Genomic DNA, 24,508 nt, shown 5'->3' on the forward strand with positions numbered 1-24,508 from the left:
ATAAAGAGATAAATCTACACAAGGAAGAGTACTACAAAAAAAATAATAAAGATACTTATTTTATTTCATGTAAATAATACCGAACTATAACTCATATAATCTGCACAGGTATTGGCTAGAAACCCATTTTAATAAAGAACGAGCTTATCTATAATAATACCAACAATTCAAACTATAATTTTTATCTATGTCTAAACTTAAGTTTATTTTAAGTAAAAATCTTATTTATTTATCCTTATTTAGTTTGATACTTATACTTTCAATTTTTTTAAGATTTTGGCATCTAGATACTATACTAGGACCTGTTTTTGATGAGGTATACTTTCCGTTGTATGGATATGATTATCTTGTTGGTAAAACATTTTTTCATGTACATCCACCTTTGGCTAATTATATTTTTGCTAGTAGTATTTGGCTGTATTATCATTTTCCTTGGGTTTCGGCAACAGATTTTCATACTATTCCTTATGAGCAAATTCCAGCAATGAGTTATCGCTGGATTAATGCATTTATGGGAGTCGTTTTAACTTTGGTTGCGTGGTTAACAGCTTATATTGTAAGCCAAAAAAAATGGTTCGCATTAATAGTTTTTTTCTTAATAAGTATAGATGGATCATTATTAGTAGATTCTCGTCATGGGATGAATAATATATATATAGTCTTATTTGGGCTTTGTTCAATCTTATTTTTGTCAAAAGCATTGCAAGCTAAAAATAGACATATTTGGTTTATTCTATGTGGCATATTTATTGGCTTAACTATTTCAGTAAAGTGGAATGGCTCAGGCTATTTATTAGCTATATTAATGTTTTTAATCTTATATAAAGTGCTTTTTTTATGTGATAAATACCGTCCAGTTTTACAACAACCATCAACTCATAATTCTGTTTTAAAATTTAATGTAGCGATTTGGGAAATGTTGGTTTATTTATTAATTTTACCTTTTATCGTCTACTGTTTGGTTTGGATTCCTGATCGACTATTTAATACTGAATATAGCTTTATAGGTATACATCAACAAATTATGGCGTACCATCAAAGTCTTGTTGGTTCTAATGAGCATCCATATTGTTCAAAATGGTATACATGGCCATTTATGATTCGACCAATTGGCTATAGTTTTAGTACTGAAACTATTTATAATGCACTTGGGCAAAAGAGTATTATTTATACAGATGTTCATTTATTTCCTAATCCTGCTATTGCTTGGTTTTCAGCTATTGCTATTATTTGTATGGTGATACATTGGCTTGTGCTATTTAGAAATTGGTTTTTAAATGGCGTTATGACACGAGCATTTATGGTAATGTCACTTTTATTAGCGGGATATTTTGCTAATTTTTTACCTTGGGTGTTAGTGAAACGGTGTCTCTTTCTTTATCATTATCAATCAGCAGCGACATTTGGAATATTTATTTTAGCTTGGTATATAGCTTATTTATCATCTGCAAAAGCTAAGAGTTTAAAACTCATCGCCATATTTATATTTGTTTGTATATTAGCTTCTTTTATTTATTGGTTACCCATTCAATTAGGTATTCCACTAGAACAATCACAATTTAACCAGCGAATGTGGCTAAGTTTATGGATATAAGCCATATTATTTATAGTTGAGAGATATCTTTATAGAAGGAGATTTGTTTTATAGGGAATTTTTTAATTAACTCAAGCATATATTTCAGGTATCATAAATTTATACTTAAGCTGTAAACAGGCATTATGTTAAATTTTTTAAAATCATTGGCAGTAAGATTTGGTCTACTTAAAGTAGAGCCAGCTCCTATTAACGAAGTTGATAACTTAGCAAAAAAAGCACGTGAAGCATGCCAGATATCTAAGCAAAAAGAAGAGAGAGAAACTTTAAATACTAAACCAACAAAAAGTGTAGAAGAATTTATTGAGTTAATGCCTACAATAGATATAAAAAAGGAAATAGATAGCTTAGCTTTTTTAAAAGCGCCTTATCCTGATACTAAAAAAAGAATAAAGAAAGGTGATGGTAAATTACTTACTGCGGATCAAAAGAAAAAATTTGGGCTAAATGTCAGAAAGAAATATGGATGGGATTTTATAAATCTTATAAAAGATGAGCATATAAATAGAGCTGATGAAATTAATGAATCAATTAGTAACTTATACTCATCTAGTGATTATATGAAGAAGAGAAAGGCTAGCATAAAACAGCTTTTAGCTTCTTCTGAAGAGTTAATATGTGTGTCAACAAGTAAAGATTCTTGCTCTTGTGCTAAAAAGTTAGAGGGGCAGAGTTTTAAACTTGCAGATATCCCTATACTACCATTAGCAAACTGTGACAAACCTGTTTGTAAATGTAAGTATGATATACCTTCAAGTATTTAGTAAAAAATTTTATATCATATTTTAAAAGCAGGATTTATAAAGAGGTTATTTAGACTTAACTAAAAAGAAAATGGCTGTAAATATTGATATACATGAGCTGAATACAACAAACAGTATAAAGAACTTAATAAAGAAAAGGGATGCAAAGAGTTTAAATGTATCATCACTTAATAAAACCATTATTGAAGACCAAAGTATTAAAATTATCTGCGACAATAAGACAAAGAAAATTATAATAAAGTCCGACTTATGGGCTTTTATTATTTCATTATCTTTTAATGCTATTATTAATGAGCTAGCAAAGAATCCTATCATAATTGAAACGGAAGTTAAAATATAACCCAAGCTAGCTTTTGTTATTTCTATAGCCGACCCTGCAAAAAATACAATTATAAAACATATAAAAGCAATAAAGACTATGGTTGAAATAAAGCCTTTTATATAAGATACTGAGTTTTTCATAGCAATAAGTGATAGATAGTTTTTTTATATAATATTACTTCTCAATAGAAAATATTTACAGCTTATTTTCTTTTATATAAATAAACCTCTTTCCCTATACTTTTTTTAAAATCAAATACATAACCATCTTCAGAGGGAGATATGTACCAATTTTTTTTAAGAGTTGGTTTATTTGATAATGGACAAGGTACTTTATTATTCCAATGACCAGTAAAACTCATATCTTCATTGCTGACATTAAATAAACAATCATCCTTATTAAGTCTAAACTCATGATTACTTTCTGATATTATTATTTTCTTTGCAATACCATTGAAGTTTTCTGGCATTTTAGGCAACTCATCTTTTTGTATAAGCTTACACCTTAAGCCCTTACGAATTATAAAATATTCGTTATTATCTTCTATTTTAAAAACATCCATATTTCCCCTTGAGATTCATTAATTAATTCTTCTATACTTATCATTATCTCTTTGAGATGCATTTAAACCAACTTGAAGCAATTTTATTCTAGAATTAGGCTTTCCCTCAGCCAACAATTAGCCCTAAACCTCCCTCTATTGTCCTTTTGATTTGGTTATAGGTTTCAAAATATGTCCCTATACTTGCTTAAAATCTCTCTTTTCTCTTATGTTTGATTTTATTGGCTTTGTGGGTCTGTTTGGGATAAGTTGGGATTTAAGTTTGGTGGGCGGCGAACTCGGAACTATGGCTTGTAACTATTGATACATAAAGATTTTGTTTTTACAAATAAGTTTTCGTATACATTTTCGTATACACTTTTTGCAAAGTACCCTCTATTTTTGATCTGTTTTATTATTACTGAGCAACTAGATTTATATCTTTTACAAACTCATTATAAAGAGCTTTAATTACACCTATACTTATAATGGCTAAAAACTCATGTATATTGGCGTTTGATTTCCTTTTATTATAAGACGCCAAAACTCATGTATATTGACACTTAATCTCCCTTTATTATAGTGTGTTAAAACCCTTTCCAAAACCTTACCATATTAAAATTAATCTGCATTTATTTTCACTTACTTATAAGACGCAGAAACCCTAATGGTAATCTAATGGTATTAAATATCTTTTTGGGGTACTTCATTCCAGCCTATAACTGTTTCACGAGCATACTTTACTGCTTGTATATCATTTTCTTCTTGATAATCCACTTGTAAGCCAGCTTGTCTTTTATCCCATTGTTTAAGTTTAGCTACTGTATTTATTGCCTGTATCTTTTCAGTCATAGTACTACTTTTACTATCAATAATATCATCTAGCTTATCTAAGTATTTTTGCCTAGTATTAAATACTCCTAGCATCTCTCTTTGTTGTACACTTTCTATAAATGCTAAAACTTTCTCATTCTTCATCAATAAACTGGCTTCATTATTGATAGTAGACTTCTTCATTTTACTAGTATCATATACCTGTTCGTAAGCATAAGTATAATCATGTCCTTGCAACACCCACTTACAAAATTCTAATTGCTTAGCTGTTAGATCTGTTTTCATTATTCATCATCTCCACTATCTATATAGAGCTTTACTTTCTTACCTGTAGCATGGCTAAGATTTTTAATGTTTATTATGCAGTCTTTAGTAGAGTTCTTACTCAGATTAAGGAAATGGTTATTAAATAATTCTACTGATTGCTCTAGCATTTTATTAGCTAACTCAATCTTCTTTTCCTCTGTCATACTTCCACCTACATAAAGTTAATAAGATTTCTATTAAACCTAAAGATCAATGACTTAATAAGTGTTGCATAAGGTATGCCATTCTCTTTGGATATATTCTTTAATTGTTGTAGTTCGTTTTCATCAATTCTTAGAGTTATTGGAACTGTCTTAGTCTTAAAGTCTAAATTATGATTTTGTTCTCTCATCTTACTACCCCTAAATGTTGATCTATCAATTTACCATTAGATACTTTATATCTAGCTCCAGTTCTTGAGTCTCCAAATATATAAGTATTGTCATCTGTCTTTACTACATATTTAGACTTCTCAAACCAGTTATATAAAGCTATTCTTTGAGTCTCTGCATTAGTAGGTAGTTGATAACCATTCTCCCATGCAATTTGTCTAATATTACCCATATTAACCCCTATATTTAGTGTATGGCTGTGTATAGTTTGTGGTATTAAACATTCCATATAGGTAATTATATGTGATATGAATTTAGTGGGATTTTTGTCTCTATAGTATTAGAAATGGTAGAAAAATCTTACTTTCAATATACGTAATATAATTTATTTATATTCATTTATATTAAGGTTATAAAATGTTTGGTTTAGATACTTTACTTTATTCACTTGCATTTGCTTTTGTTACAGCGGCAATATCGTCTGTTATAAATAAGAGAAATACGAGAAAAGCAAAAGCTGCGGAGTCTATAGAGCAGGATTCTATACCTAAAGCTAACGTTTTAGATCCTATAGGCGTGGTTTTTGGAACTGTAAAGATTAGAGATGCTAATACTATAACAAGTGGCAATTTTAGATCAGAGGAAAAGATTGAAACTAGTGGTGGTAAAAAGGGAGGTAAGTAGTTATTTGTATTACATATAGCTTTACACAACATACAAAATGAATGTTATGTAACTTTATTTGTAATTATATAATGAGCTGAATTGGTGGGATTTTGAGTAGTAAACTGACTCTTATAAGGTATGAGCAAAATGCAAATATGCGTTCTTCTATTTCAAGACTATTCATTCTTCTTAATTGATCATTTACCTCATTGGTAAAAGCTTTTACTTGCCTTTCACTTTCATTCTCTAATGCTGTGTTTATAAGGACCTGATCTTTTACTTTATCCTTATTTTTTGTATATTGATTGCTATTAAGCGTATTACATTTTGTTAATCATGTAATGTTAGAGGTAATTATATAACGAGGGGATTGGTGGGATTTTGAGATTTATTAATACATGATATCGTTTATTCTTTTAAGATATCTCATTAATGCTTTTGTATAGATATAATTTATAGTCTTTAGATTCATATTTATAGCTACGTTAGCTTTAAACATTTCCTTTTGATCGCCATAAGCTTCATTATAATTAATTTTATCATCATATCTTTCAGCATACTGTTTTGCTATTAAATTTAAATCATCTATATTACTAAGATTATTAAGATCAATTAAATACTCTGTAGTCAATTTATCTAACTCATCATTAAAACCTAGCTGTTTATATAGATTAATCATTGATTCAGAATTAATAAGTTGTACAGTTAATAAAATTGCTTGTTCCTTCATGAAACTTATAGTCTGAGTATCAAATGTATTATGAGTAATTAAGCATTTAGCCATATTAGCTTGATTAAAACATTTATTTTTATCATCTTGTAGATTAAAGAGTTTTTGTTTTATATCAATGTTATATTGCTCAGTATAGTTCTTTTGGCTTTGCACGCCATGAAGTAATAGATCAAAAATTACCTTATTTTTTTCTATTTCTACATATTGATGATGATTCTCTTTATTTTCTTTATCAGTATATTGTTGTATAGAGCAATATGTTACAAATATGACGAATATGCTAATTAGTAAGTTATTTTTTATTACTTTGTTAAGAACTTTTAAGTAGTTTTTGTTATTTGATTTATGACATATATATAACGTTGGGATAGCAAAAAATATGGTAATAAATATAAGTATGTAAAAACTTATTTTAAATATCATAATAATATCGCTAATTAAGAGATACATAAGTAAATTTCTTTTCCTATATTCTTTTGGAAATTAAATACATATCCATCTTGAGAAGGAGATATGTACCGATTCTTCTCCAAAGTAGGTCTTTTTGATAATGGACAAGGTACATTATACTTCCAATGACCAGTAAAATACATATCTTTATTGCTGACATTAAATAAACAATCATTCTCATTAAGTTGAAATTCGTAATTATCTTCTGATATTTCTACTCTCTTTACAATACCATTGAAGTTTTCTGGAATTTTAGAAAAATCATCTTTTTGTATAAGTTTACAATTTGAATAATCATCACAAATAATAAAATATTCATTATTCTCTTCTATTTTAAAAATATCCATATTTTCCCCTGTTTAATTTTATTTGGTTTTTATATTTGAGAAGAGGATACTCCTCCTATATATTATAGCGAGATTTTCTCAGTACCTTGGTTAAAAGCTAGTTTATTTCATATTTCTACAATCTCCCTCAACCAACAATTAGCCCTAAACCGCCCTCTATTGTCCTTTTGATACTCTAGTGGTGTTTGGTTATAGGTTTCAAAATATATATCCCTATACTTGCTTAAAATCTCTCTTTTCTCTTTAGTAGTTTTAAAGTAGATCATTGCATTTATAAATTTGTAATCTAAAAAACTTAATTCAATATCATTTAATATTTCATCTATTAATACCTTGTTTGTAATCATGTTCAATCTCCATTTAATTAATGAAACAAAGTGTTCACGCTATATCATTTTGTACACCCCTTATGAACGCATAAATGAACACCTCTGTTCATGGTTTGTTCAATATTGTGTTCACTATTTAAAGCTGTTAAAACCTTTATTTATAAGGGTTTATATTGTAGCAACTAAACAATGTTCAATATCTGTTCACTCTCATGTTCTGCAAATGTTCACTGTTCACGGTGTCTAGGTACAAAAAAAATGAACACTACTATTTTTTCAAATAACTTTGTTGTTCTTTATGAGCTCTCAATACTTTATTAACTTTACCCAAACTACAGTTAACATCCTCTGCTATATCTCTTTGACTAAGTCCTTCTTCACTTAAAGAAATAATCATTTGATTTAGAGATTGTTTAGCATCGGTTATATTCCACTCTCCATTAACTAAATGTGCTTCTATACTATTAGCTTCATCACCATAGAAGTTACGATGTTTCTCATAGCTAACAATAAACCTAGCTCCTTGTTCTGATTCATAATCTCCGGGCTTACTTAACTTAATAACAGTATCTAATGTATCTTGTTTAGCACTAGAGCCTCTATTGGTACCATTCTTACCTGCATGATCTACTACTAATACTGTCTTACCTCTAGCTCTAAGTTGTAATAGCCATTGCTGGGTGACTTTCCAGCTCTCTGCTGTGTTTTCTTTACCTGTACGACATAAGGTAGCTAGATTATCTAAAATAATGAAATCAGCCTCATCTGTATGTTGCTGCAATGCCTCTTGTCCTTCTATAGTTGCAAGGTCTGGCATAGCTTGTCCATTATCAGCTAAGATGTCATTACTAATGATCTGTAGGTTATCATTGGTTATACTTCCTCTAGATATAAGCCTTAATCTTTCTCTTATAGTCTGTAAGGGCATTTCCCCATCAACAAATAGTGTCTTTAATGGTTTGGTAGCTATCCAATTAAAAAAGCTTGTACCAGTCGATACAGCCCATGCAATACCTAAGCTAACATGAGTCTTACCTACACCACGCTCTGCATATAACATAGTTAAGTCTTTCTCTTTAATAACTGGATCTAATATAGGGTTCTTTGGTCTTAAGTCCATACAATCAAGCTCTTTCCAGCTAATAGACTTTATAGCCTCACCAGGAATAAACTCACCTATATTTTTTCTAACGTTATAAACCATCTCACCTAAAGTGAATATATCTATAGATTGATGTATTTCTTCTATTTTCTCTTGTTGCTCTTGAGTAAACTGCTTCTTAGTTCTCTCTATAATGAAAGCATTTATCTCTTTTAAAGCACTACTCTTTATATCATCAAACCTAGCTTGTGTTATCTTGCCTTGCTCATATAACTTAGCCTGTTTGTTTAGTCGCTCAACATTCCACTTAATAGTCTCATCTTCTGAGTACGTGGTATAATTAAGATTAAGAGTGCTAAGCAGATGTTCTACTTTATCATCCACCACTTGTGGGGTTAAATTATTCATAATGCCTACCTCTTAAAATACTCTAATATTCTCAAAATCTGTTACTCTAGTTCTACGAAATGCTATTGCTACGACTTCTTTAATAGCTATTTCTCTATTACTAAAATACTCATGAATATACTTACCTATAAACTCACTATTAGAGCCTTCTTGCAGCAACACTATGTTATATTCATCATTCATATTTTTAATGACTGCGACTCTACCAGTTTGTATAGGTAGCTTAGGATCAAAGTAGACAATATCTCCTATATCTAAATTCTTTTCATGGCTAGAATTAGACATATGAATACTTCTTATTTCTAATGCGAAAGCATCTTTATTAAAATTAATTGACATGGTTAGTTACCTCTTCTGTTTTTGTTTTCCAAAATATATCGGGGCGGTTGGAAACTAGTACAGAGCCTAGCCATGAGTATTTACTACCGAAGTAGCTATTGTATTCCTCATGCCTCCCGATAAAACGAAAGAGTTTTACCATGTTGTGATAGATATATTGAATAACATATCTTAAATGTGCATAATAAGCCTCGCTAACGATAGATACAGCTCTAGCTATACAATCGTGGCTATTATTTAAATACACACTATCATTGCTTTTGTTAGTGGCAATATCACTACTCTGTATTTGGGTTTCCACGCCCTTCAACAAATGTGATAATAAAAGATTAGTAGTATTTTGTAAAGTCATGATTGAGCTACCTCCGCAGATTCAATAACTAGAAGCTCTTTGATTTTATTTAAGAAATAGATTTGTCCTTTACCAGTTATAAGAGTCTTCTTGGTGGGAATAATTCCTTTAACCGTTTCTGTCACGCTTTCTTTAACCTCAAATAATCCTTGTTCTATATACTTCTGTTTTGGGTTGTTTTTGTCTTCACCAGATTTTATTAAATAATCATGCTTTCTTAATAAGGCAAATAACCTGTTTCTACCTATATCAATCCCATCATTAGCTAATAGTTTTGCATAAGTATCAAAAGATATTGATTTAGCACTAGTGCCTATAGAGTTAGCAAATTCTATTAATGGTTGAGCTTGTTGTAGCTGTAATTTTGCTTCCTTATATTCAGTAAGTAGGCTAATCATAAGATCAGGATCATTAAGAGTTTTGTTAATTACATCATTGGTAGCATACAAGCCATGCTTTCTAATGTCTGGTAATACTTCGCAAGTAACCCACTGTCTAAAAGAAATAGCTTCTTTCTTGCGAGATTTTAATACAAGTGCATACATACCACTTTCATTAATGATATTAGTATTACCCTGACGCCCTAGCGAAACGCTAGCCCGTTCACCCTCTAGGACATGTTTACTTAATGCGTCTGTAGTATTTTTATATCCTAAAATATCTGTTACATCTTTAGCTATAAACCAAGGTTCACCATTTTGATTAATGGTCCTAACTTCTTTATCTTTAAAATTAAAGTTTACTAGCTCCATACCTACACCCCCATATTTCTAGCTTGTATTTTAGAATCTAGCCATGCTTCGACTTCTGTGGATATCCAGCCAGTAGTTTTAGGTGTGAGTTTTATAGGCTTAACGAAGTTACCTTCACTAACCCATCGCCAGATTGTGCTTTCAGATGTTCCTGTAAGTTCTATAACTTCACCAATTCTCATTATTTTATATTTATTACCCATAATTTATTCCTTGTTAACTGTAAACCTAGCTAGGGTTATTATTTAAAATTGTCGACAATTAACTTTAGCATCAGCCTAAATAGTAGGATTTAGGACTATATAGGAGTTGCTGGTAGGATAAATATAAGAGCTAAACTAGAAATAAAAAATATGCCAATAGTGCCATGTTTTATATGCCACTATATGCCATGCTATCTGTATGTATTGAATTATAAGGCTTAAAGATATGCCACTATTTTATATTATAGTGACTCTTAATGAACTTGATTAATACTCTAAAGTCGTCAGTATTGATTATTTTCTTATCTAAATAATTTTCTTTAAGCCATGGTTGTATGTGCTTGATAGATTGTGTAGCTTCTCCGTATTTTTTGTAATCTTCACTGTTATTAAAAGCTAAAATGATATCATTGTATAGATTTAGAGATCTGCTCAATTGATAGTCATCATTTAATTGTTTATCAGTTATTTCAATATGATTTTTAGTTATATAAGGCTCTAAATTTAATGCATCCTTAAATAAGGATATAAATTCAGAACTTTTAACATAGACGCATCCAAATTCCTCTATAAGAGGATACTTTGCAGCAAACTCTTCAAAAGGATTAATATAAAATAGTTCATTATCGCCATGAAAATTTTTCATCGCAATAGTATGAAGCTGATTATTGTAGATAACTTTATGACATGCAATTTTAGGAATTTTGTAGCATCTTAGCAAATAAATTTCATAAAGCTCTAAACTCTGTTCCTCAATACTATCATATGGGATTAGCTCTTTTGAGGAATCATTTTCTAGATAGCGACTTTCTGCATATTTATTCCAAAAAACCTCTTCATCTTTAAATTTAAGATGATAGTCTTTACTTTCAAAGTAGCCCTCAGGGAAATTATCCAGATGTATATATTGTACATCAGAAATATACAGTTTTAAGTTTCCCTTTTTTTGATGGTAAAAAATTTCCTCTAAAATATCATGAAAGTCAAGATCTCCAAAGAAATGTATAATTTCATCAAGATTAATTTCTTCTTTCAATAAGATCAGTTTCTTCTTATCCAAACTACACCCCCACAGTGTTCCCAATAACTTAAACACAGCCAAACACTTGGGATATGTCTTTCGGTAGCGAGCCTAGACTGTGCTTAATTATTTAATAATAGCACTATAGAGATTTAATTTGTAGAAGAGGGTTTTGTTGCTGCTGGGATAATTATTTTAATTAACTCGAGCGCCTATTTTAAGTATTATTAGATTATATTTTCTAAATATACATATTAACTATGTTTTGGAGGCTGGCATATGAATAAAGAGAGAATTTATCAGTTCATTATTGTTTCATTAGTAATGCTAAATACTGTGACGCTTATAGCTCAAATAGATATTGGAAATACGCTATTTCTTCATTATATAAATGTATCTTTCTCTTTACTGTTTTGTACTGAGTACAGTATCAGACTGATAGCCTCAAAGAGTAAAATAAAATTCGTTTTTAGTTTTTATAACATTATTGATTTCATAGCTATATTTATACCTCTAATCCTAGATATATTTGGAGTTAACTCTCAACAGCTAATAGTTCTAAGATTGTTAAGAATATTTAAGATATTCCAGAACACAACTATACTCAATAGAATAGTAAGGGTATTAAAAAAAGTATACTTAGAGATTCTTGTATCTTTCAGTTTAATGTTCGTAATATTAGTAATATCTTGTGTGATAATGTTTTATGCAGAACATGATGCACAGCCAGAAGTATTCTCAAGTATATCTAATACACTATGGTGGGGTATAGCAACTCTAACAACGGTTGGTTATGGTGACATGTATCCAATTACACTATTAGGTAAATTAGTAGCCTCTGGGCTAGCTATTCTTGGTATAGGTGTATTTGCAATACCAAGTGGTTTAATAGGGGCATCTTTTATAGATGAAATAAGAAGAGAAAGGGAAGAAAAAGAGAAGCAAGAACAAGAAAAATCTAAAAACTAACCCACATTATCTATCTTAGTAACATTAGAATTAACCCTTATATGATCTACATAATCAGCCCATAGCTGTAGCATTTCAGCCCTCTCTATTAAGAAGTCGTTCTTGTCGTATATCTCATCAATAGAGTTAGCTTTTGAATGGCTTAATATCATTCTTACAGCATCATCACACCAGTTGTATTTACTTCTGATGCTACTTATATAGGTCCTAGCTGACTTTCTAAAGCCATGAGTATGCTGTTTAGGTTTACTATTTCCATTGTAGCCTAGAGTTTCTCTTAGTGCCTTAGATAAGCTCTCTTTAGATATATATCTAGTGTTAGAGTTAGTAGAATGGAACACATGAGCATGACCACCATTGTATTCTTTTATTTCCATTAGTAAGTCATAAGCTTGTTTACTTAATGGTTGTCTAAAATCTCTCTTCATCTTCATATCTTCTGCTTTAATAGATATAAAGTTGATTTCTTGACCATCTTGTTTAACTGACTTAATGTTTTCCCATTTTAACTCTACTATGTTTCTAGGTCTAAAGCCTACTAGTACAGCTAATCTTAAAGCCATAGATATATTATATTGTCCTTTATAAGTATCTATATCTCTTAGTAGTTCACTAAAATGATATTTGTCTTCTACAGGGTCTATAAATTCAAAGCCCTTAGTATCAGCCTTATCTACTTTTATATCTCTAGCTACATTGTATTTAATTAATCCTTTACCAATAGCATAGTTAAATATGAGGTTAAATAAGTTCTTCATCTTGTTTTGATTACTAGGAGTATTACCCTCTAATACTTTAGCTATTTGATATGGCTCTATATCTTTAATATTTAGAGTCTTAAGCTTAGGTAGTATTAGTCTATTAAGTATAGATAGGTTTCTTTTGTATACTTCTTCACTATCCCAGCCATAAGGTTGAGTAGGGTGTCTACTTTCTATAGCCTTAGTAGCTAGGTTTAAGAATATATACTCATCTTGATATTTTTGTTTCTCTCTTTCTATTTTAGGGTCTTTACCATTGGATAGTAGTTGTTTAGCTCTAAATGCTTCTTCTCTAGCAGCTTTTAAAGATATTGTAGGATAACTACCTAGAGGCTCCCATTTATTCTTATATCTAAATTGCCAAGTCTTGTTTCCTTTAGTATCGACTCTAATATATAAGCCATTACCATCACATAATTTATAATCTTTGCCAGTTGCTTTTAAGCTCTGTAACTTTGATGTAGTAAGTTTTCCAGCCATATAGGTGTATACGAGAGTGAGAAATTAACTAAATTTTATATCTCGTATACAGTTTTGTATACACTTTTATGCGGGATTTCATGACATGATTTAGGACTACTTGGGACAATAAATCTTCTAAGAGGTTCTATTTTATTGGCTTTGTGGGTCTATTTGGGATGAGTTGGGATTTAAGTTTGGTGGAGGCGGCGGGATTTGAACCCGCGTCCATAAACTCTCTATCTTTGGATCTACATGCTTAGACTAACTTATTTAAAAGTTTGACTTGACCTCTCCCCAGTTAGTCAGGGTAGAGGTAAGCGAGTCTGATATATACAGCTCTTACTCTCAGACGGAAGCAAAAACCGTCTTATGCAAAATATGAACAGATGTATAGATAAGTCCATAAGATAACTTATCATATCTGTGCGTATCTAGGTTATTAAGCTAGATTAAGCAGCTTTTGCAACAGCAGCAAAGTTGCTGTCGTTAGCTACTACGCGATTTGCTTTTTTATTGCCAGTTATTATTGGCATTTGTACTGTTATTTACGAGGTACTGTACTTCCTCGACATGCACCTAGGACTTTGACATTCATGTCGAAACCATATTCGCCCCCATTTGGGTAGACATAGTCTATCTACTATAAAATATGAAGTCAAACTATAAAAAAGCCAAAGCCCCATTTATTTCATCAAAATTAAATCCGTTATAGACAAGGTAATTAATAGCTTTTTGTTTAAGTTTTAGATCTTTCTGAAGTTTAGGGACATTTTTATATTTTTTATTTAAACATTTTTGACACTGATCAAACCAGTTAATCTCAAGAGTGTTTAAATATTCCTCTACTAGCTCTGCAGATAGACCTTTTTGATATATTGCTGTATTTACTATTCTTTTTTTTCCTCTGAGTTTTGCTACTTCACTTTGGATAAAAGAGTGAATAAATCTTTCATCAGAAAGCCATTTTCTATTTTCAAAATCATTTAATAAATCCTCTATTTCTTGATTTGAAATATTAGCTCTTTTATAGAGTTTATCAGTGAGTTGCTTTCGAGAATAATCTTGTTTAGATAGGAGATAAAGTATATATTGTCTTTCTTTAGATAAGCTCATCTTGAGAGTTATTTTCTTTTTTATTTGAGTCTTTTTTTGCATACTTTTGAGGTAAAAGTAGTTCAAGGACTGCTTTCTCTATCTCATCTCTTTCATCAGTATGCTCTTTTAGATAGTCTTTAGTTTTTTCTTTACCTTGACCGATCTTTTTACCTTTATAACTATACCAGGCGCCAGATTTTTCAATAATATCGTGTTTTGCACCAAGGTCAACAAGCTCTGCTTCTAGAGATATACCCTCTCCATAAACTAACTCAAACTCAGCTTGTTTGAATGGGGGAGCAACTTTATTTTTTACTACTTTGACCTTTATTTCATTTCCAGATACTTCAGTACCATCTTTGATAGGGCTGCCTTTTCTCACCTCTAATCTTACAGAAGAGTAGAATTTTAGAGCATTACCACCAGTAGTTGTTTCAGGGTTGCCAAACATTACACCAATTTTCATTCTTATTTGGTTAATAAACATAACCAAAGTATTTGAACGTTTAATATTAGCTGTTAGCTTTCTTAAAGCTTGGGACATAAGTCTAGCTTGTAGGCCCATATGAGAATCTCCCATATCACCTTCTATTTCAGCCTTAGGAGTAAGTGCAGCTACTGAATCTATAACAACAACATCAACACCACCAGAACGAACTAACATATCAGCTATTTCTAAAGCTTGTTCTCCAGTATCTGGTTGAGAAACAATAAGGTTTTCAATATCAACACCTAGTAAAGCTGCATATTTAGGATCTAAAGCATGTTCAGCATCTATAAAAGCAGCTGTTCCACCTTGTTTTTGACATTGGGCAATAGCTAATAATGTTAAAGTGGTTTTCCCAGATGATTCATGACCGTAAATCTCTATAACACGCCCTTTAGGATAGCCGCCGATACCAAGAGCAACATCAAGGCTAATTATTCCAGAAGGAATTACCTCTATATCTGTGCTAGCTTCTTGATCACCAAGTCTCATTACTGAGCCTTTACCAAATTGTTTTTCTATTTGTGATAAGGCTGATTTTAAAGCTTGTTCTTTACTCATTCTTAAACCTTATTAATGCTGTTTATTATCAGCTGTTTTTTTTAATGAATCTTGATACATAGCATCAAAGTTAACAGGAGAAAGACAAAGCTGAGGGAATCCTCCGCTAATGACTAAGTCAGAAATAGCTTCTCTTGCATAGTGGTATAATATATTTGGACAGAAAGCATTTTTTGCATGTTCTAATTGCTCATTTGTCATATTCTGAACTGTAAAAATTCCTGCTTGTTTGACTTCACAGTTAAAAGCTTCTATTCCATTACTTTCTACATGAATTTCTAATGTTATTACAGTTTCATAAGTATTTTCTTCAGGAAGTTTAGAGGCAGAAACGTTTAAGTCTGTCTTTAATTGAGGTTTCCATTCCGACATCCAAATTTTATCAGCATTAGGAACTGAAAAAGAAGCATCTTTAACGTAAACTTTTTGTATTTGAAATTGTGGTAAATTATTATCATTACTCATAGTTTAATCCTTATTTATTTGCATCTTCAGATTTAACGGGGTAACCAGCTTGTAGCCAAGCACTAAAGCCACCCTTTAAAGAATATGCTTTTTCGAAGCCATCTTTACGAAGAATATTTCTTGTCTTATCTGAATGACTATTTCCATAAATAACCACAGGCTTGTCTTTATGTTTGTGTAATTTCTTTAAACTCTCTTCTATTTTCTCAGAAGGTATATTTATAGCTCCGATAACATGAGCTTTTTTATAATCCTCAGGAGCTCTAACATCTAAGTAAACGCCTTTATGTTTATTAACTTCTGCTACTGCATTTTGCACACTTAAGCTAGTTTGACTATGTTTTGACTGTGTTAATTCAAAAACTATATAGATAGCCAAAAGTAAAATAAATGACAAACAAAAAACTAAGTTTTGTGAAACAAAATAAGATAAATTTTCCATGTTTTATTATATATACATATTTAAAGCTATGTAGATTATACATAGCTTTAGGAATAAAAAAAAGTTAAAAGGGATTGTAGAAAAAAAGAAAGATTAATTAAAGATTATTTCATTTTAGCAATGATGTCATTAGTAACATCTAGGCTATCTGCATTATATAAGCTCATTTCAGCAGGTAATATAGCATCTAAGTTTTTAGCTTTAGCTACATCTTGAGAAGCTTTAGTTAAAGAATCTTTAAACGCATCAGCATCATCACTAGCCATTTGTTGTACTTGACCCATTAAGTCTTGGTAATCTTTCATAGCATTTTGTAAGTCTGCTTTAGCTTGAGCTTTATCTGCAGCTTCTTTTTGGTCAGCAGCTTGAGCATCTTTTGTATCGCCTTTAGCATTATCAGCTTCTACAGCATCTTTATCAGTCTCGTAAGCATTAATTTTTTCTTGAAGAGCTGTAATATTTTTCTTAAGGTTGTCCATTTGAGGCTTAAGCTTTTGCTCATCAGCAGTCACTTTAGCTTTACCTAAAGAAGACTTTTCAAAAATATCTTGAACATTAGCAAAACCTACGCCACCAGCAAGAGCTGAAGTTGCAGATAACATTAAACCACCAGCGATTATTGTACCCAAGATAGTTTTTTTCATAATTAAATTCCTTATTTGTTTATTAATTAGTGAAACCATATTACTATCGATTATAGCGATGTTTTTCTGTGTTTCAATAGAATTTACCTTATTATTTTAAGCTAACACCACTTTCAGACAAAGCCTTATAATATACACCATTACCTATTTTACTTGATAAGTTGGTGAAAAAATCTAAAGGCTGAGTGTAATCAATGATAGGCAAATCATCAAGCTTATTTCTTTTTAGTTCTGAAACAGAGGCAAATCCATCAATAAGTCCCAAATCTTTTGCTTCTATACCACTAAAAGGCTCACCAGAGAAAGTTGTTTCTAGAGATCTATCTTTTAATCTATCACCTCGAGATTTTTCAACAGCGTCCATAAATACTCGATGAGTTTGTTTTAATATTTTTTCAAATTCTTTCTTCTGTTCAGGATTTTGAGGCGTAAATGGATCTAAAAAGCCCTTATTTTTCCCAGCTGTATAAGTTCTTCTTTCTACACCTATTTTGTCCATAAGACCTGTAAATCCAAAGCCACTTCCAATAACACCAATAGAGCCTGTTATAGTCATTTTATTTGTATAAATCTCTTTAGCACCTGTTGCGATATAGTAACCACCACTAGCACATAAATCAGTACAGACTGCATACATAGGGATATCTGGATGCTTTTCTTGTAAATATATCATATGGTTATATATGTCATCGGACTCAACAGGCGATCCTCCAGGGCTATTTATTTGAACGATAACTCCTTTTACATTACTGTTTTTATAAGCATTATCTAGGCTTTCTATAATTCTAGATGAATTAGCTTCTGAGTCTTCAGCAATTATTCCAGAAACTTTTATTAAGGCTATATGTGGAGATAGGTCATCTGATTTGCTTAAAAAAGCCGATATTATAAAAAATATAACTACTAAAGCTATAATAATACGAGATATCAATCTCCATCGTCTTTTACTTTTTACATCTCTTATATGAACTTTAGCTAATTCTTCTAAAGTTTCATTGCTTATGTTATCTGCCATTATTTTTGAGTTTTTGTTATGATATTTCTAAAAGCTATTTTAATATTTTAATTAGTTAAAAACACCAAAATATTTCGGAGATTTTTGCAATGAGTAAGTCACTAGATGAAAAAGCTGAAAAGCTTGGATTAAATAATATAAAAAGGCATATTTTTATTTGTTGTGACCAAGAGAGACAAAAGTGCTGTAAAGGTAAAGAGTCTTTAGAATCTTGGGAGTATTTGAAAAAGAGATTACAAGAATTAAAGCTTTCTCAGAATGGTAATGTATATCGTTCAAAAACTTATTGTTTAAGAGTTTGTCAAGATGGGCCTATAGCTGTAGTTCATCCTGATAATGTTTGGTATCACTCTTGTACACCGAAGGTTTTGGAAAAAATAATACAAAAGCACCTAATAGGAGGTGAGATTGTAGAAAAATATGTTTTTAGTAAGCCTAAGGGATAAATGAAATTAGCTATATTCGACTTTGATGGCACTATCTGTGATACTAAAGATAGTGTTTTTTATTCTATAAAAGATACATACTTAAAATACTCAGTAAAAGTAAATGATAAGATTATTTCAGAAACACTTAAAAAAGGTATAACCTTAGAAAATTCTTTAATACATATAAATGAGTCACTTAATTTAGATATAGATGTTGCTAGTTTAGTGCTCTTATATAGAGAGATATACAATGAAACTGCCTATAAAAACACCTATTTATATAAAGGCATAAAAGATCTATTAGAGAAATTATTTTTTGATGGGGTTAATATTATTATTGTTAGCAATAAAGGTTCTCTTGCTATTGAAAAAATCCTTAATTTTCATGGTTTGAGAAAATATATCGGAGATATATTTGGAGCTGATTCAGCTAAATATAAAAAACCAAGTGTAGAGCTTTATGAATATATAAAGACTATATATAAGCATGCAACCCTTGGAAAAACATATATAATAGGTGATACAGAAACAGATATTATTTTTGCTAAAAATTGTGGAGCAAATTCTATATTTGTTAAATATGGATATGGAGATAGCAGTAAGTGCGTTGAAATGTCACCAGACCTTATTATAGAAAGCTGTGATGATCTGATGATGGTAAGTAGACATATAAATAAGTAGTCGTTAACAAAAGAGGAAGAAGTGGTGAAAAAAAATATAGATGGTAAAAAAATCTTTGATACTGTAAGTAATGCATCAACTGTGGCAGAATATGTAGTTTCGAGATTGGTAGATTTGGGAATAGATCATTCTTTTTCAGTACCTGGAGATTTTGCCTTTGCATTAGATCATGCTCTTATTAACAATCGAAAACTTAATAATATAGTAAATGCTAATGAGCTTAACGCTAGTTATGCTGCAGATGGTTATGCAAGGGTTAATGGAGCATCTATTCTGTGTACTACTTATGCTGTGGGCGAGTTAAGTGCATTAAATGGAGTTATGGGATCAAAAGCAGAAAACTTAGTTGTTTTTCATTTAGTTGGTAGCCCAAGTGATGGAGCAGTAGGAAAGAAGAAGCAAGTTCATCATACTTTGGGTGATGGAGTCTTTGGAAATTTTTTTGAATTATCAGCCTCAGCAGCTTGTGTTTCAGCCATCATTACGCCAGAAAACGCTCGTAGAGAGATGAATAGGGTTATAGCTGAAGCATTCAAATATCGTAAACCAGCTTATATAAGTGTATCTTTAGATGGTGGAAATCGTCCTGTAACAGATATAACTCCAGATGATATAGACTGTAGTTATTTAAAGAGTAATTCACATCAGCTTGAATTGGCTGTAAACCTAGTACTAGAGCATTTAAATAAAACTAAAAAAGTTGTAGCTATACCGGCTGTAAAATTAGATAGGTTTGGAGTGACTGAAAAGGCTATCAAGCTTATAGAAAAATTAAATATACCTTTTGCTATTATGCCTCATGATAAGAGTGTCATATCTGAAACTCACCCTAATTATGTAGGTTTTTATGCTGGTTTATTATCTGATCCAAACACTGCTGAAATAGTAGAAGGAGCAGATCTAGTTATTAATTTAGGAGATGCTCTATGGTCAGATTTTAACACGTCTGGATTTACTAATAATTTAGATATAAACAAAGTATTAAATTTAGCGCCTTTATTTGTTGAGGATAAAAAATCTTATTTAGCAGATGTTTACTTATCAGAATTACTTGATGCTCTATTGGAAAAAGTTGGAAGTGTAAATTATAAGCCAAATATTTCTCAAATGAAGATACAAGATTTACCAGTAACAAAAGAAAACCTAACTTTAAGAGTATTTTATAACCAAGTTTTAAAATTCTTAAAAAGTACAGACAGCCTTGTAGTAGAAACTGGTTCTTCATCACTTAATATGCCGAAGCTACCATTGCCAGAAGGTGTGAAGTATTATAATCAAACTTTATGGGGCTCTATTGGTTGGGCTACTCCTGCTGCCTTTGGGGTGGCACTAGCTAATCCAGATTCTAGAACTATATTGATAACAGGCGAAGGGTCACATCAGCTTACACTTAATGAGTTAGGAGTAATGGGAAGATATAAAGTAAATCCTATTATTTTATGTATAAATAATGATGGATTTATGGTTGAAAGGGCTTTAGAGATAGATCCTGATCCAAGTTACGATGATCTTGCTCAATTAAACTATAAAGATTTGCCAAAAGCCTTTGGGTGCAATGACTGGCTAACTATAAAAGTTAAAACAGGTGAAGAATTAGCTGAAGCATTGAAAAAAGCTAGAGAGCATACAAGTGGTGTTTATATAGAGGTTATAACTGGAAAATATGATTATTCTGATACATTAGAATTCTTTAATAAACATCTTAAAGAAATGTATGGTTGATATCTATGTTAAGTAAGAAAATTAAAATAAGTATAGTTTGTTTAACGCTTTGTTATATTCCAACTCTAGTAATAGCGGATGGTTGGCAGGTATCAACTTTCTTATAGTGAAATTATATTATAGATACTAAAACAGGAGTGATTAAACTTAATGCAGCGAGTGATTGGCAAAAGAAGTTTAATGAGAAAAAGCCTACGACTCACTAATATTTTTTACAAATACTGTTTCAAAAAAACTAATATGCTATAATTTTAACAATCTTCAGGGCAGGGCGAAATTCCCTACCGGCGGTAACTATTCTTATAGAAGCCCGCGAGCGCTTTTTGTTAACTCAAAAAGGTCAGCAGATTTGGTGAGAATCCAAAGCCGACAGTATAGTCTGGATGGAAGAAGGTTGTTTTAATAATAGTTTTTATGTATTTTGCTATTTTGTGGCAAATTATGTCTATTGTTTTTATTCCTTCTATTTTCCTGAAAAATTTTTGTAGCTATTAAGAGGATAAATGAAGAATATAGATCTTTATTATATGCATCAAGCTTTAATACTTGCAGGCCGAGGTAGACTAACTGTTTCTCCAAATCCTATGGTTGGCTGCATTATTGTAAAGAATGGTCAAATAGTAGGAGAGGGTTGGCATCAAAAAGCAGGTCAGCCGCATGCTGAGATTTATGCTATCAAGATGGCAGGAGAGAAAGCTCATGGTGCAACGGTTTATGTAACATTAGAGCCGTGTTGTCATACAGGTAGAACTGGTCCATGTACTGATGCTTTAATTGCTGCAAAAGTTAAAAGAATAGTTATAGCAACTCTTGACCCCAATCCTAAAGTTGCAGGAAAAGGAGTCTTTAAGCTTACGGATGCTGGAATAGTAGTGGAGGTAGGAGTGCTTGCAGAACAAGCTAAGCACTTGAATAAAATATTCTTTCACTACCAGCAAACTAGAAAACCATATGTCTTTGCTAAGTGGGCAATGTCTTTAGATGGAAAAATATCAGTTAAATTCAATGATTGTAAGCAAATAAGTTCAGAAAAATCTCGAGAATATACACATCAGACCCGTAATATTTGTGATGCAATAGTAATAGGTAAAAATACTTTATTAAGAGATAACCCTAAGCTTGATGTAAGAGTTGGGGTTTTAGATATTTTAAACCCGATTAGATTTATAGTTTTTTCTAAACTAAATGAAATAGATTCCAATTGGCATGTATTAGATCAAAAAGTAGCTAAGACCATATTCGTATGTACGGATATTTCTAGTGAAGCAGAGGAAAAACTAAGCTCTTTAAATATTGATTTCTGGCTATTGCCAGCAGCTGAAGACAGTAGGAAAGTATATCTAGAAAAGTTTCTGGAAAAAGCAGGGTTAGTAGGAATTTCAAGTATCTTAGTTGAAGGCGGCAAAGGACTTCTAAATGATTTTATAAACCAAAAATTGGTTGATGAATTTATGGTATACATATCACCTGTTCTAATAGCAGATTTTGAAAATAAGCAAAAGTTATCTTTTGATTCTGTTAGTAGGCTTGATAAAGATATTTTAGTAAATGCTAAAGTGAAGGGAGATAATTAATGTTTAGTGGTATTGTTCAGGGATTAGGAACAGTAAAAAAGATAAATATTAAAGATAAGGTTAAGACTTTGTATATAGCTTTTGAAAATTGTCATAAGTGTAGTATTGGTGATAGTGTTGCTATAAATGGTACATGTCTTACAGTGACTGACTTTAATGCAGATCATTCAATGGCAAGTTTTGATGCTGTACCAGAAACGTTAATAAAAACAAATTTAGATAGTTTAGAGATTGGTAGTTTAGTAAACACAGAAACAGCTATTAGATACGGAGATCTTGTTGGTGGCCATATGATGCAAGGCCATGTTGATGAAAAAGGTATTATAAAAAATATACAAGATGTTGGCGGTGCGTGGATAGTTGAGATATCTGCTTCCAAAGACTTCATAAACTATCTTATACCTAAAGGGTTTGTAAGTATTGATGGTATGAGTATTACAGTTGTCGATGTGTTGAAAGATAGCTTTACTGTGACTTTAATTCCCCATACTGTTGAGGTAACTATAGCAAAAAACTATAAGAAAGATTCTTCTGTGAATTTGGAAGCGGATGCGACAGGTAAATATATTTATAAATATGTTAAAGGATTAAAAAATGTTTAATCAAATAAAACAAAATGTAGAAAAAGCCATAGGTGCACTAAAGGTAGGTAAGCCTATAGTTGTGCTAGATGATTATGATAGAGAAAATGAAGGAGATATGATATTTCCTGGGCAAATGGCAACAGCTGAAAATATTGCTTTCATGTTGGAGCATACTAGCGGTATTGTTTGCTTGGCGATGGACTCTACTCATGCAAAGAAATTAAACTTAACTCCTATGGTTGCTGCAGATCAAAACAATAGTACTTTTACTACACCTTTTACAGTTACTATAGAAGCTAAAGAAGGGGTTACAACAGGAGTATCTGCTAAAGATAGAGCTCATACCATACAGGTAGCTTCAAAAGTAAATGCTAAAGCAGAAGAGTTGGCAAGACCTGGCCATATTTTTCCTCTTATAGCTAATGATAAAGGAGTGCTTGGCAGAAATGGACATACTGAGGCAACTGTAGATTTAATGAGACTAAGTGGTTTTAATAGTGCCGGTGTTCTATGTGAGCTAATGAATAGAGATGGTACCATGATGAAAGGTGAACAACTAATAGAGTTTGCTAAGAAGTATGATCTACCACTATTAACCATAGAGGAGCTATATCAGTACAGATTAGCAACAGAGATTTTTGTTGAAAAAGAAGCTTCATCAACAATTCCTTTAAAAGATGTTGGTGATTTAGAGATGTCTGTTTATAAAGATAAATATACTAAAGAAGAAGTAGTAGTTTTATCTAAAGAGTATAAAGGAAATAACCCTTTAGTTAGAATGCATTCATCTTGTATCACAGGAGATTTATTTGGTTCTTTAAGATGTGATTGTCAGTCACAGCTTCATCATGCTTTAAAAAGAATAAGTAATGAGGGTGGTTTTTTAATATATCTTGAGCAAGAAGGAAGAGGTATTGGTTTAATCAATAAATTAAAAGCATATAACTTACAAATGCATGAGAACTTAGATACGATAGATGCAAATCTTGCATTGGGTCTTCCTATAGATTCTAGAAAGTATGATTTAGCTGTCCAAGTTTTAAAATTTAATAATGTGGACAGATGTCGTTTGCTTTCTAATAATCCCAAAAAGAAAGAAGCTTTAGAATGGGCTGGTATAACGGTAGAGCTTACAGAAAGTGAATCTTTTATAAATAAACATAATGAAAATTATCTAAAAACGAAAATAGATAGGATGCAGCATAAAATTAAGGGTCTTTGAT

Annotated in this window: 31 protein-coding genes, 1 other RNA gene and 1 riboswitch; of the genes, 10 read left to right on the top strand and 22 right to left on the bottom strand. The window is 31.2% G+C overall.

The genetic code is table 11. From position 1 onward, the window contains the following. Positions 1–187: 187 nt before the first annotated feature. Both DNK87_RS08645 and DNK87_RS08650 read left to right on the top strand, forming a co-directional pair. Complete coding sequence (locus DNK87_RS08645; RefSeq protein WP_119331158.1) at positions 188–1,594, top strand: phospholipid carrier-dependent glycosyltransferase; 1,407 nt, start codon at positions 188–190, stop codon at positions 1,592–1,594. A gap of 125 nt (positions 1,595–1,719) precedes the next feature. Further along, positions 1,720–2,358, top strand: a complete 639-nt coding sequence (locus DNK87_RS08650) for a hypothetical protein (RefSeq protein WP_119331159.1) — start codon at positions 1,720–1,722, stop codon at positions 2,356–2,358. Positions 2,359–2,403: 45 nt separating this feature from the next. On the opposite strand, the gene DNK87_RS08655 is transcribed toward DNK87_RS08650, so the two are convergent. The 6 genes from DNK87_RS08655 to DNK87_RS08680 all read right to left on the bottom strand — a co-directional run bounded on the left by DNK87_RS08655 (position 2,404) and on the right by DNK87_RS08680 (position 4,925). Then, positions 2,404–2,820, bottom strand: a complete 417-nt coding sequence (locus DNK87_RS08655; protein WP_154401854.1) for a hypothetical protein — start codon at positions 2,818–2,820, stop codon at positions 2,404–2,406. Positions 2,821–2,882: 62 nt separating this feature from the next. After that, positions 2,883–3,242: a hypothetical protein gene (locus DNK87_RS08660; RefSeq protein ID WP_119331161.1), complete on the bottom strand. Its 360-nt coding sequence runs from the start codon at positions 3,240–3,242 to the stop codon at positions 2,883–2,885. Positions 3,243–3,905: 663 nt separating this feature from the next. Continuing rightward, a complete protein-coding gene (locus DNK87_RS08665; RefSeq protein WP_244614643.1) occupies positions 3,906–4,340 on the bottom strand; it encodes a terminase small subunit in 435 nt (144 codons plus the stop codon). Then, a complete protein-coding gene (locus DNK87_RS08670; RefSeq protein ID WP_119331162.1) occupies positions 4,340–4,525 on the bottom strand; it encodes a hypothetical protein in 186 nt (61 codons plus the stop codon). Before DNK87_RS08670 ends, DNK87_RS08665 begins: the two co-directional genes overlap by 1 nt. Positions 4,526–4,533: 8 nt before the next feature. Next, the gene (locus DNK87_RS08675) at positions 4,534–4,713 is read right to left on the bottom strand and encodes a CopG family antitoxin (protein ID WP_119331163.1); all 180 of its coding nucleotides are present in this window, start codon (positions 4,711–4,713) and stop codon (positions 4,534–4,536) included. Then, positions 4,710–4,925, bottom strand: a complete 216-nt coding sequence (locus DNK87_RS08680) for a hypothetical protein (RefSeq protein ID WP_119331164.1) — start codon at positions 4,923–4,925, stop codon at positions 4,710–4,712. Before DNK87_RS08680 ends, DNK87_RS08675 begins: the two co-directional genes overlap by 4 nt. Positions 4,926–5,110: 185 nt before the next feature. Here DNK87_RS08680 and DNK87_RS08685 point away from each other — a divergent pair, with 185 nt between their 5' ends. After that, on the top strand, positions 5,111–5,377 hold the full coding sequence (locus tag DNK87_RS08685) for a hypothetical protein (protein ID WP_119331165.1): 267 nt from the start codon (positions 5,111–5,113) through the stop codon (positions 5,375–5,377). Positions 5,378–5,750: 373 nt separating this feature from the next. Here the strand turns inward: DNK87_RS08685 and DNK87_RS08690 are convergent, their stop codons facing one another. From DNK87_RS08690 to DNK87_RS08725, 8 genes are all read right to left on the bottom strand, one after another. After that, a complete protein-coding gene (locus DNK87_RS08690; RefSeq protein ID WP_154401855.1) occupies positions 5,751–6,515 on the bottom strand; it encodes a hypothetical protein in 765 nt (254 codons plus the stop codon). 14 nt (positions 6,516–6,529) lie between these two features. Next, positions 6,530–6,889 carry a hypothetical protein gene (locus DNK87_RS08695; protein ID WP_119331167.1) on the bottom strand — a complete coding sequence of 120 codons (360 nt, stop codon included), beginning with the start codon at positions 6,887–6,889 and terminating at the stop codon, positions 6,530–6,532. Between the two features lie 107 nt (positions 6,890–6,996). Next, positions 6,997–7,236, bottom strand: a complete 240-nt coding sequence (locus tag DNK87_RS08700; RefSeq protein ID WP_119331168.1) for a hypothetical protein — start codon at positions 7,234–7,236, stop codon at positions 6,997–6,999. Between the two features lie 250 nt (positions 7,237–7,486). Further along, on the bottom strand, positions 7,487–8,728 hold the full coding sequence (locus DNK87_RS08705) for an AAA family ATPase (protein WP_244614644.1): 1,242 nt from the start codon (positions 8,726–8,728) through the stop codon (positions 7,487–7,489). Positions 8,729–8,740: 12 nt separating this feature from the next. Then, entirely contained in the window at positions 8,741–9,067 is a 327-nt protein-coding gene (locus DNK87_RS08710; RefSeq protein WP_119331169.1) for a hypothetical protein, read from the bottom strand. A gap of 348 nt (positions 9,068–9,415) precedes the next feature. Further along, the gene (locus DNK87_RS08715; protein ID WP_119331171.1) at positions 9,416–10,171 is read right to left on the bottom strand and encodes a phage antirepressor; all 756 of its coding nucleotides are present in this window, start codon (positions 10,169–10,171) and stop codon (positions 9,416–9,418) included. A gap of 2 nt (positions 10,172–10,173) precedes the next feature. Continuing rightward, positions 10,174–10,374, bottom strand: coding sequence for a helix-turn-helix transcriptional regulator (locus tag DNK87_RS08720; protein WP_119331172.1), 201 nt, complete (start codon positions 10,372–10,374; stop codon positions 10,174–10,176). Between the two features lie 232 nt (positions 10,375–10,606). Further along, positions 10,607–11,434 (bottom strand): hypothetical protein, encoded by an 828-nt coding sequence (locus tag DNK87_RS08725; protein WP_159240258.1) that lies wholly within the window; start codon positions 11,432–11,434, stop codon positions 10,607–10,609. Positions 11,435–11,674: 240 nt separating this feature from the next. Here DNK87_RS08725 and DNK87_RS08730 point away from each other — a divergent pair, with 240 nt between their 5' ends. Next, positions 11,675–12,364 (top strand): ion transporter, encoded by a 690-nt coding sequence (locus tag DNK87_RS08730; RefSeq protein ID WP_119331174.1) that lies wholly within the window; start codon positions 11,675–11,677, stop codon positions 12,362–12,364. Here DNK87_RS08730 and DNK87_RS08735 read toward each other — a convergent pair. The 8 genes from DNK87_RS08735 to DNK87_RS08770 all read right to left on the bottom strand — a co-directional run bounded on the left by DNK87_RS08735 (position 12,361) and on the right by DNK87_RS08770 (position 18,296). Continuing rightward, complete coding sequence (locus DNK87_RS08735; RefSeq protein ID WP_119331175.1) at positions 12,361–13,605, bottom strand: tyrosine-type recombinase/integrase; 1,245 nt, start codon at positions 13,603–13,605, stop codon at positions 12,361–12,363. The genes DNK87_RS08730 and DNK87_RS08735 overlap by 4 nt on opposite strands. A gap of 177 nt (positions 13,606–13,782) precedes the next feature. Next, positions 13,783–14,203, bottom strand: a transfer-messenger RNA (tmRNA) gene (ssrA, locus tag DNK87_RS08740). Between the two features lie 44 nt (positions 14,204–14,247). After that, on the bottom strand, positions 14,248–14,700 hold the full coding sequence (locus DNK87_RS08745; protein WP_119331226.1) for a regulatory protein RecX: 453 nt from the start codon (positions 14,698–14,700) through the stop codon (positions 14,248–14,250). Next, positions 14,687–15,730, bottom strand: coding sequence for a recombinase RecA (gene recA / locus DNK87_RS08750; RefSeq protein WP_119331176.1), 1,044 nt, complete (start codon positions 15,728–15,730; stop codon positions 14,687–14,689). The genes DNK87_RS08745 and recA overlap by 14 nt, the downstream gene beginning before the upstream one ends. A 12-nt stretch (positions 15,731–15,742) precedes the next feature. Beyond that, entirely contained in the window at positions 15,743–16,195 is a 453-nt protein-coding gene (gene secB, locus DNK87_RS08755; RefSeq protein ID WP_119331177.1) for a protein-export chaperone SecB, read from the bottom strand. Between the two features lie 10 nt (positions 16,196–16,205). Next, a complete protein-coding gene (locus DNK87_RS08760) occupies positions 16,206–16,637 on the bottom strand; it encodes a rhodanese-like domain-containing protein (RefSeq protein WP_119331178.1) in 432 nt (143 codons plus the stop codon). Between the two features lie 104 nt (positions 16,638–16,741). Next, complete coding sequence (locus DNK87_RS08765) at positions 16,742–17,281, bottom strand: OmpH/Skp family outer membrane protein (protein ID WP_162523395.1); 540 nt, start codon at positions 17,279–17,281, stop codon at positions 16,742–16,744. Positions 17,282–17,372: 91 nt separating this feature from the next. Then, entirely contained in the window at positions 17,373–18,296 is a 924-nt protein-coding gene (locus tag DNK87_RS08770) for a S49 family peptidase (RefSeq protein ID WP_119331180.1), read from the bottom strand. 89 nt (positions 18,297–18,385) lie between these two features. On the opposite strand from DNK87_RS08770, the gene DNK87_RS08775 reads away from it, so the two are divergent. From DNK87_RS08775 to ribB, 6 genes are all read left to right on the top strand, one after another. Continuing rightward, entirely contained in the window at positions 18,386–18,742 is a 357-nt protein-coding gene (locus tag DNK87_RS08775; protein WP_119331181.1) for a (2Fe-2S) ferredoxin domain-containing protein, read from the top strand. Continuing rightward, the gene (locus DNK87_RS08780; protein ID WP_119331182.1) at positions 18,743–19,405 is read left to right on the top strand and encodes an HAD family hydrolase; all 663 of its coding nucleotides are present in this window, start codon (positions 18,743–18,745) and stop codon (positions 19,403–19,405) included. A gap of 24 nt (positions 19,406–19,429) precedes the next feature. Beyond that, the gene (locus DNK87_RS08785) at positions 19,430–21,127 is read left to right on the top strand and encodes an alpha-keto acid decarboxylase family protein (RefSeq protein ID WP_119331183.1); all 1,698 of its coding nucleotides are present in this window, start codon (positions 19,430–19,432) and stop codon (positions 21,125–21,127) included. A gap of 253 nt (positions 21,128–21,380) precedes the next feature. Next, positions 21,381–21,526: riboswitch (FMN riboswitch) on the top strand. Between the two features lie 104 nt (positions 21,527–21,630). Continuing rightward, positions 21,631–22,701 carry a bifunctional diaminohydroxyphosphoribosylaminopyrimidine deaminase/5-amino-6-(5-phosphoribosylamino)uracil reductase RibD gene (ribD, locus tag DNK87_RS08790; protein WP_119331184.1) on the top strand — a complete coding sequence of 357 codons (1,071 nt, stop codon included), beginning with the start codon at positions 21,631–21,633 and terminating at the stop codon, positions 22,699–22,701. After that, positions 22,701–23,303: a riboflavin synthase gene (locus tag DNK87_RS08795; RefSeq protein ID WP_119331185.1), complete on the top strand. Its 603-nt coding sequence runs from the start codon at positions 22,701–22,703 to the stop codon at positions 23,301–23,303. Before ribD ends, DNK87_RS08795 begins: the two co-directional genes overlap by 1 nt. Further along, positions 23,296–24,507, top strand: coding sequence for a 3,4-dihydroxy-2-butanone-4-phosphate synthase (gene ribB, locus DNK87_RS08800; RefSeq protein ID WP_119331186.1), 1,212 nt, complete (start codon positions 23,296–23,298; stop codon positions 24,505–24,507). The genes DNK87_RS08795 and ribB overlap by 8 nt, the downstream gene beginning before the upstream one ends. Position 24,508 lies beyond the last annotated feature (1 nt).

Origin of the sequence: Pseudofrancisella aestuarii (assembly GCF_003574475.2) — a bacterium.
GTDB lineage: Bacteria > Pseudomonadota > Gammaproteobacteria > Francisellales > Francisellaceae > Francisella > Francisella aestuarii.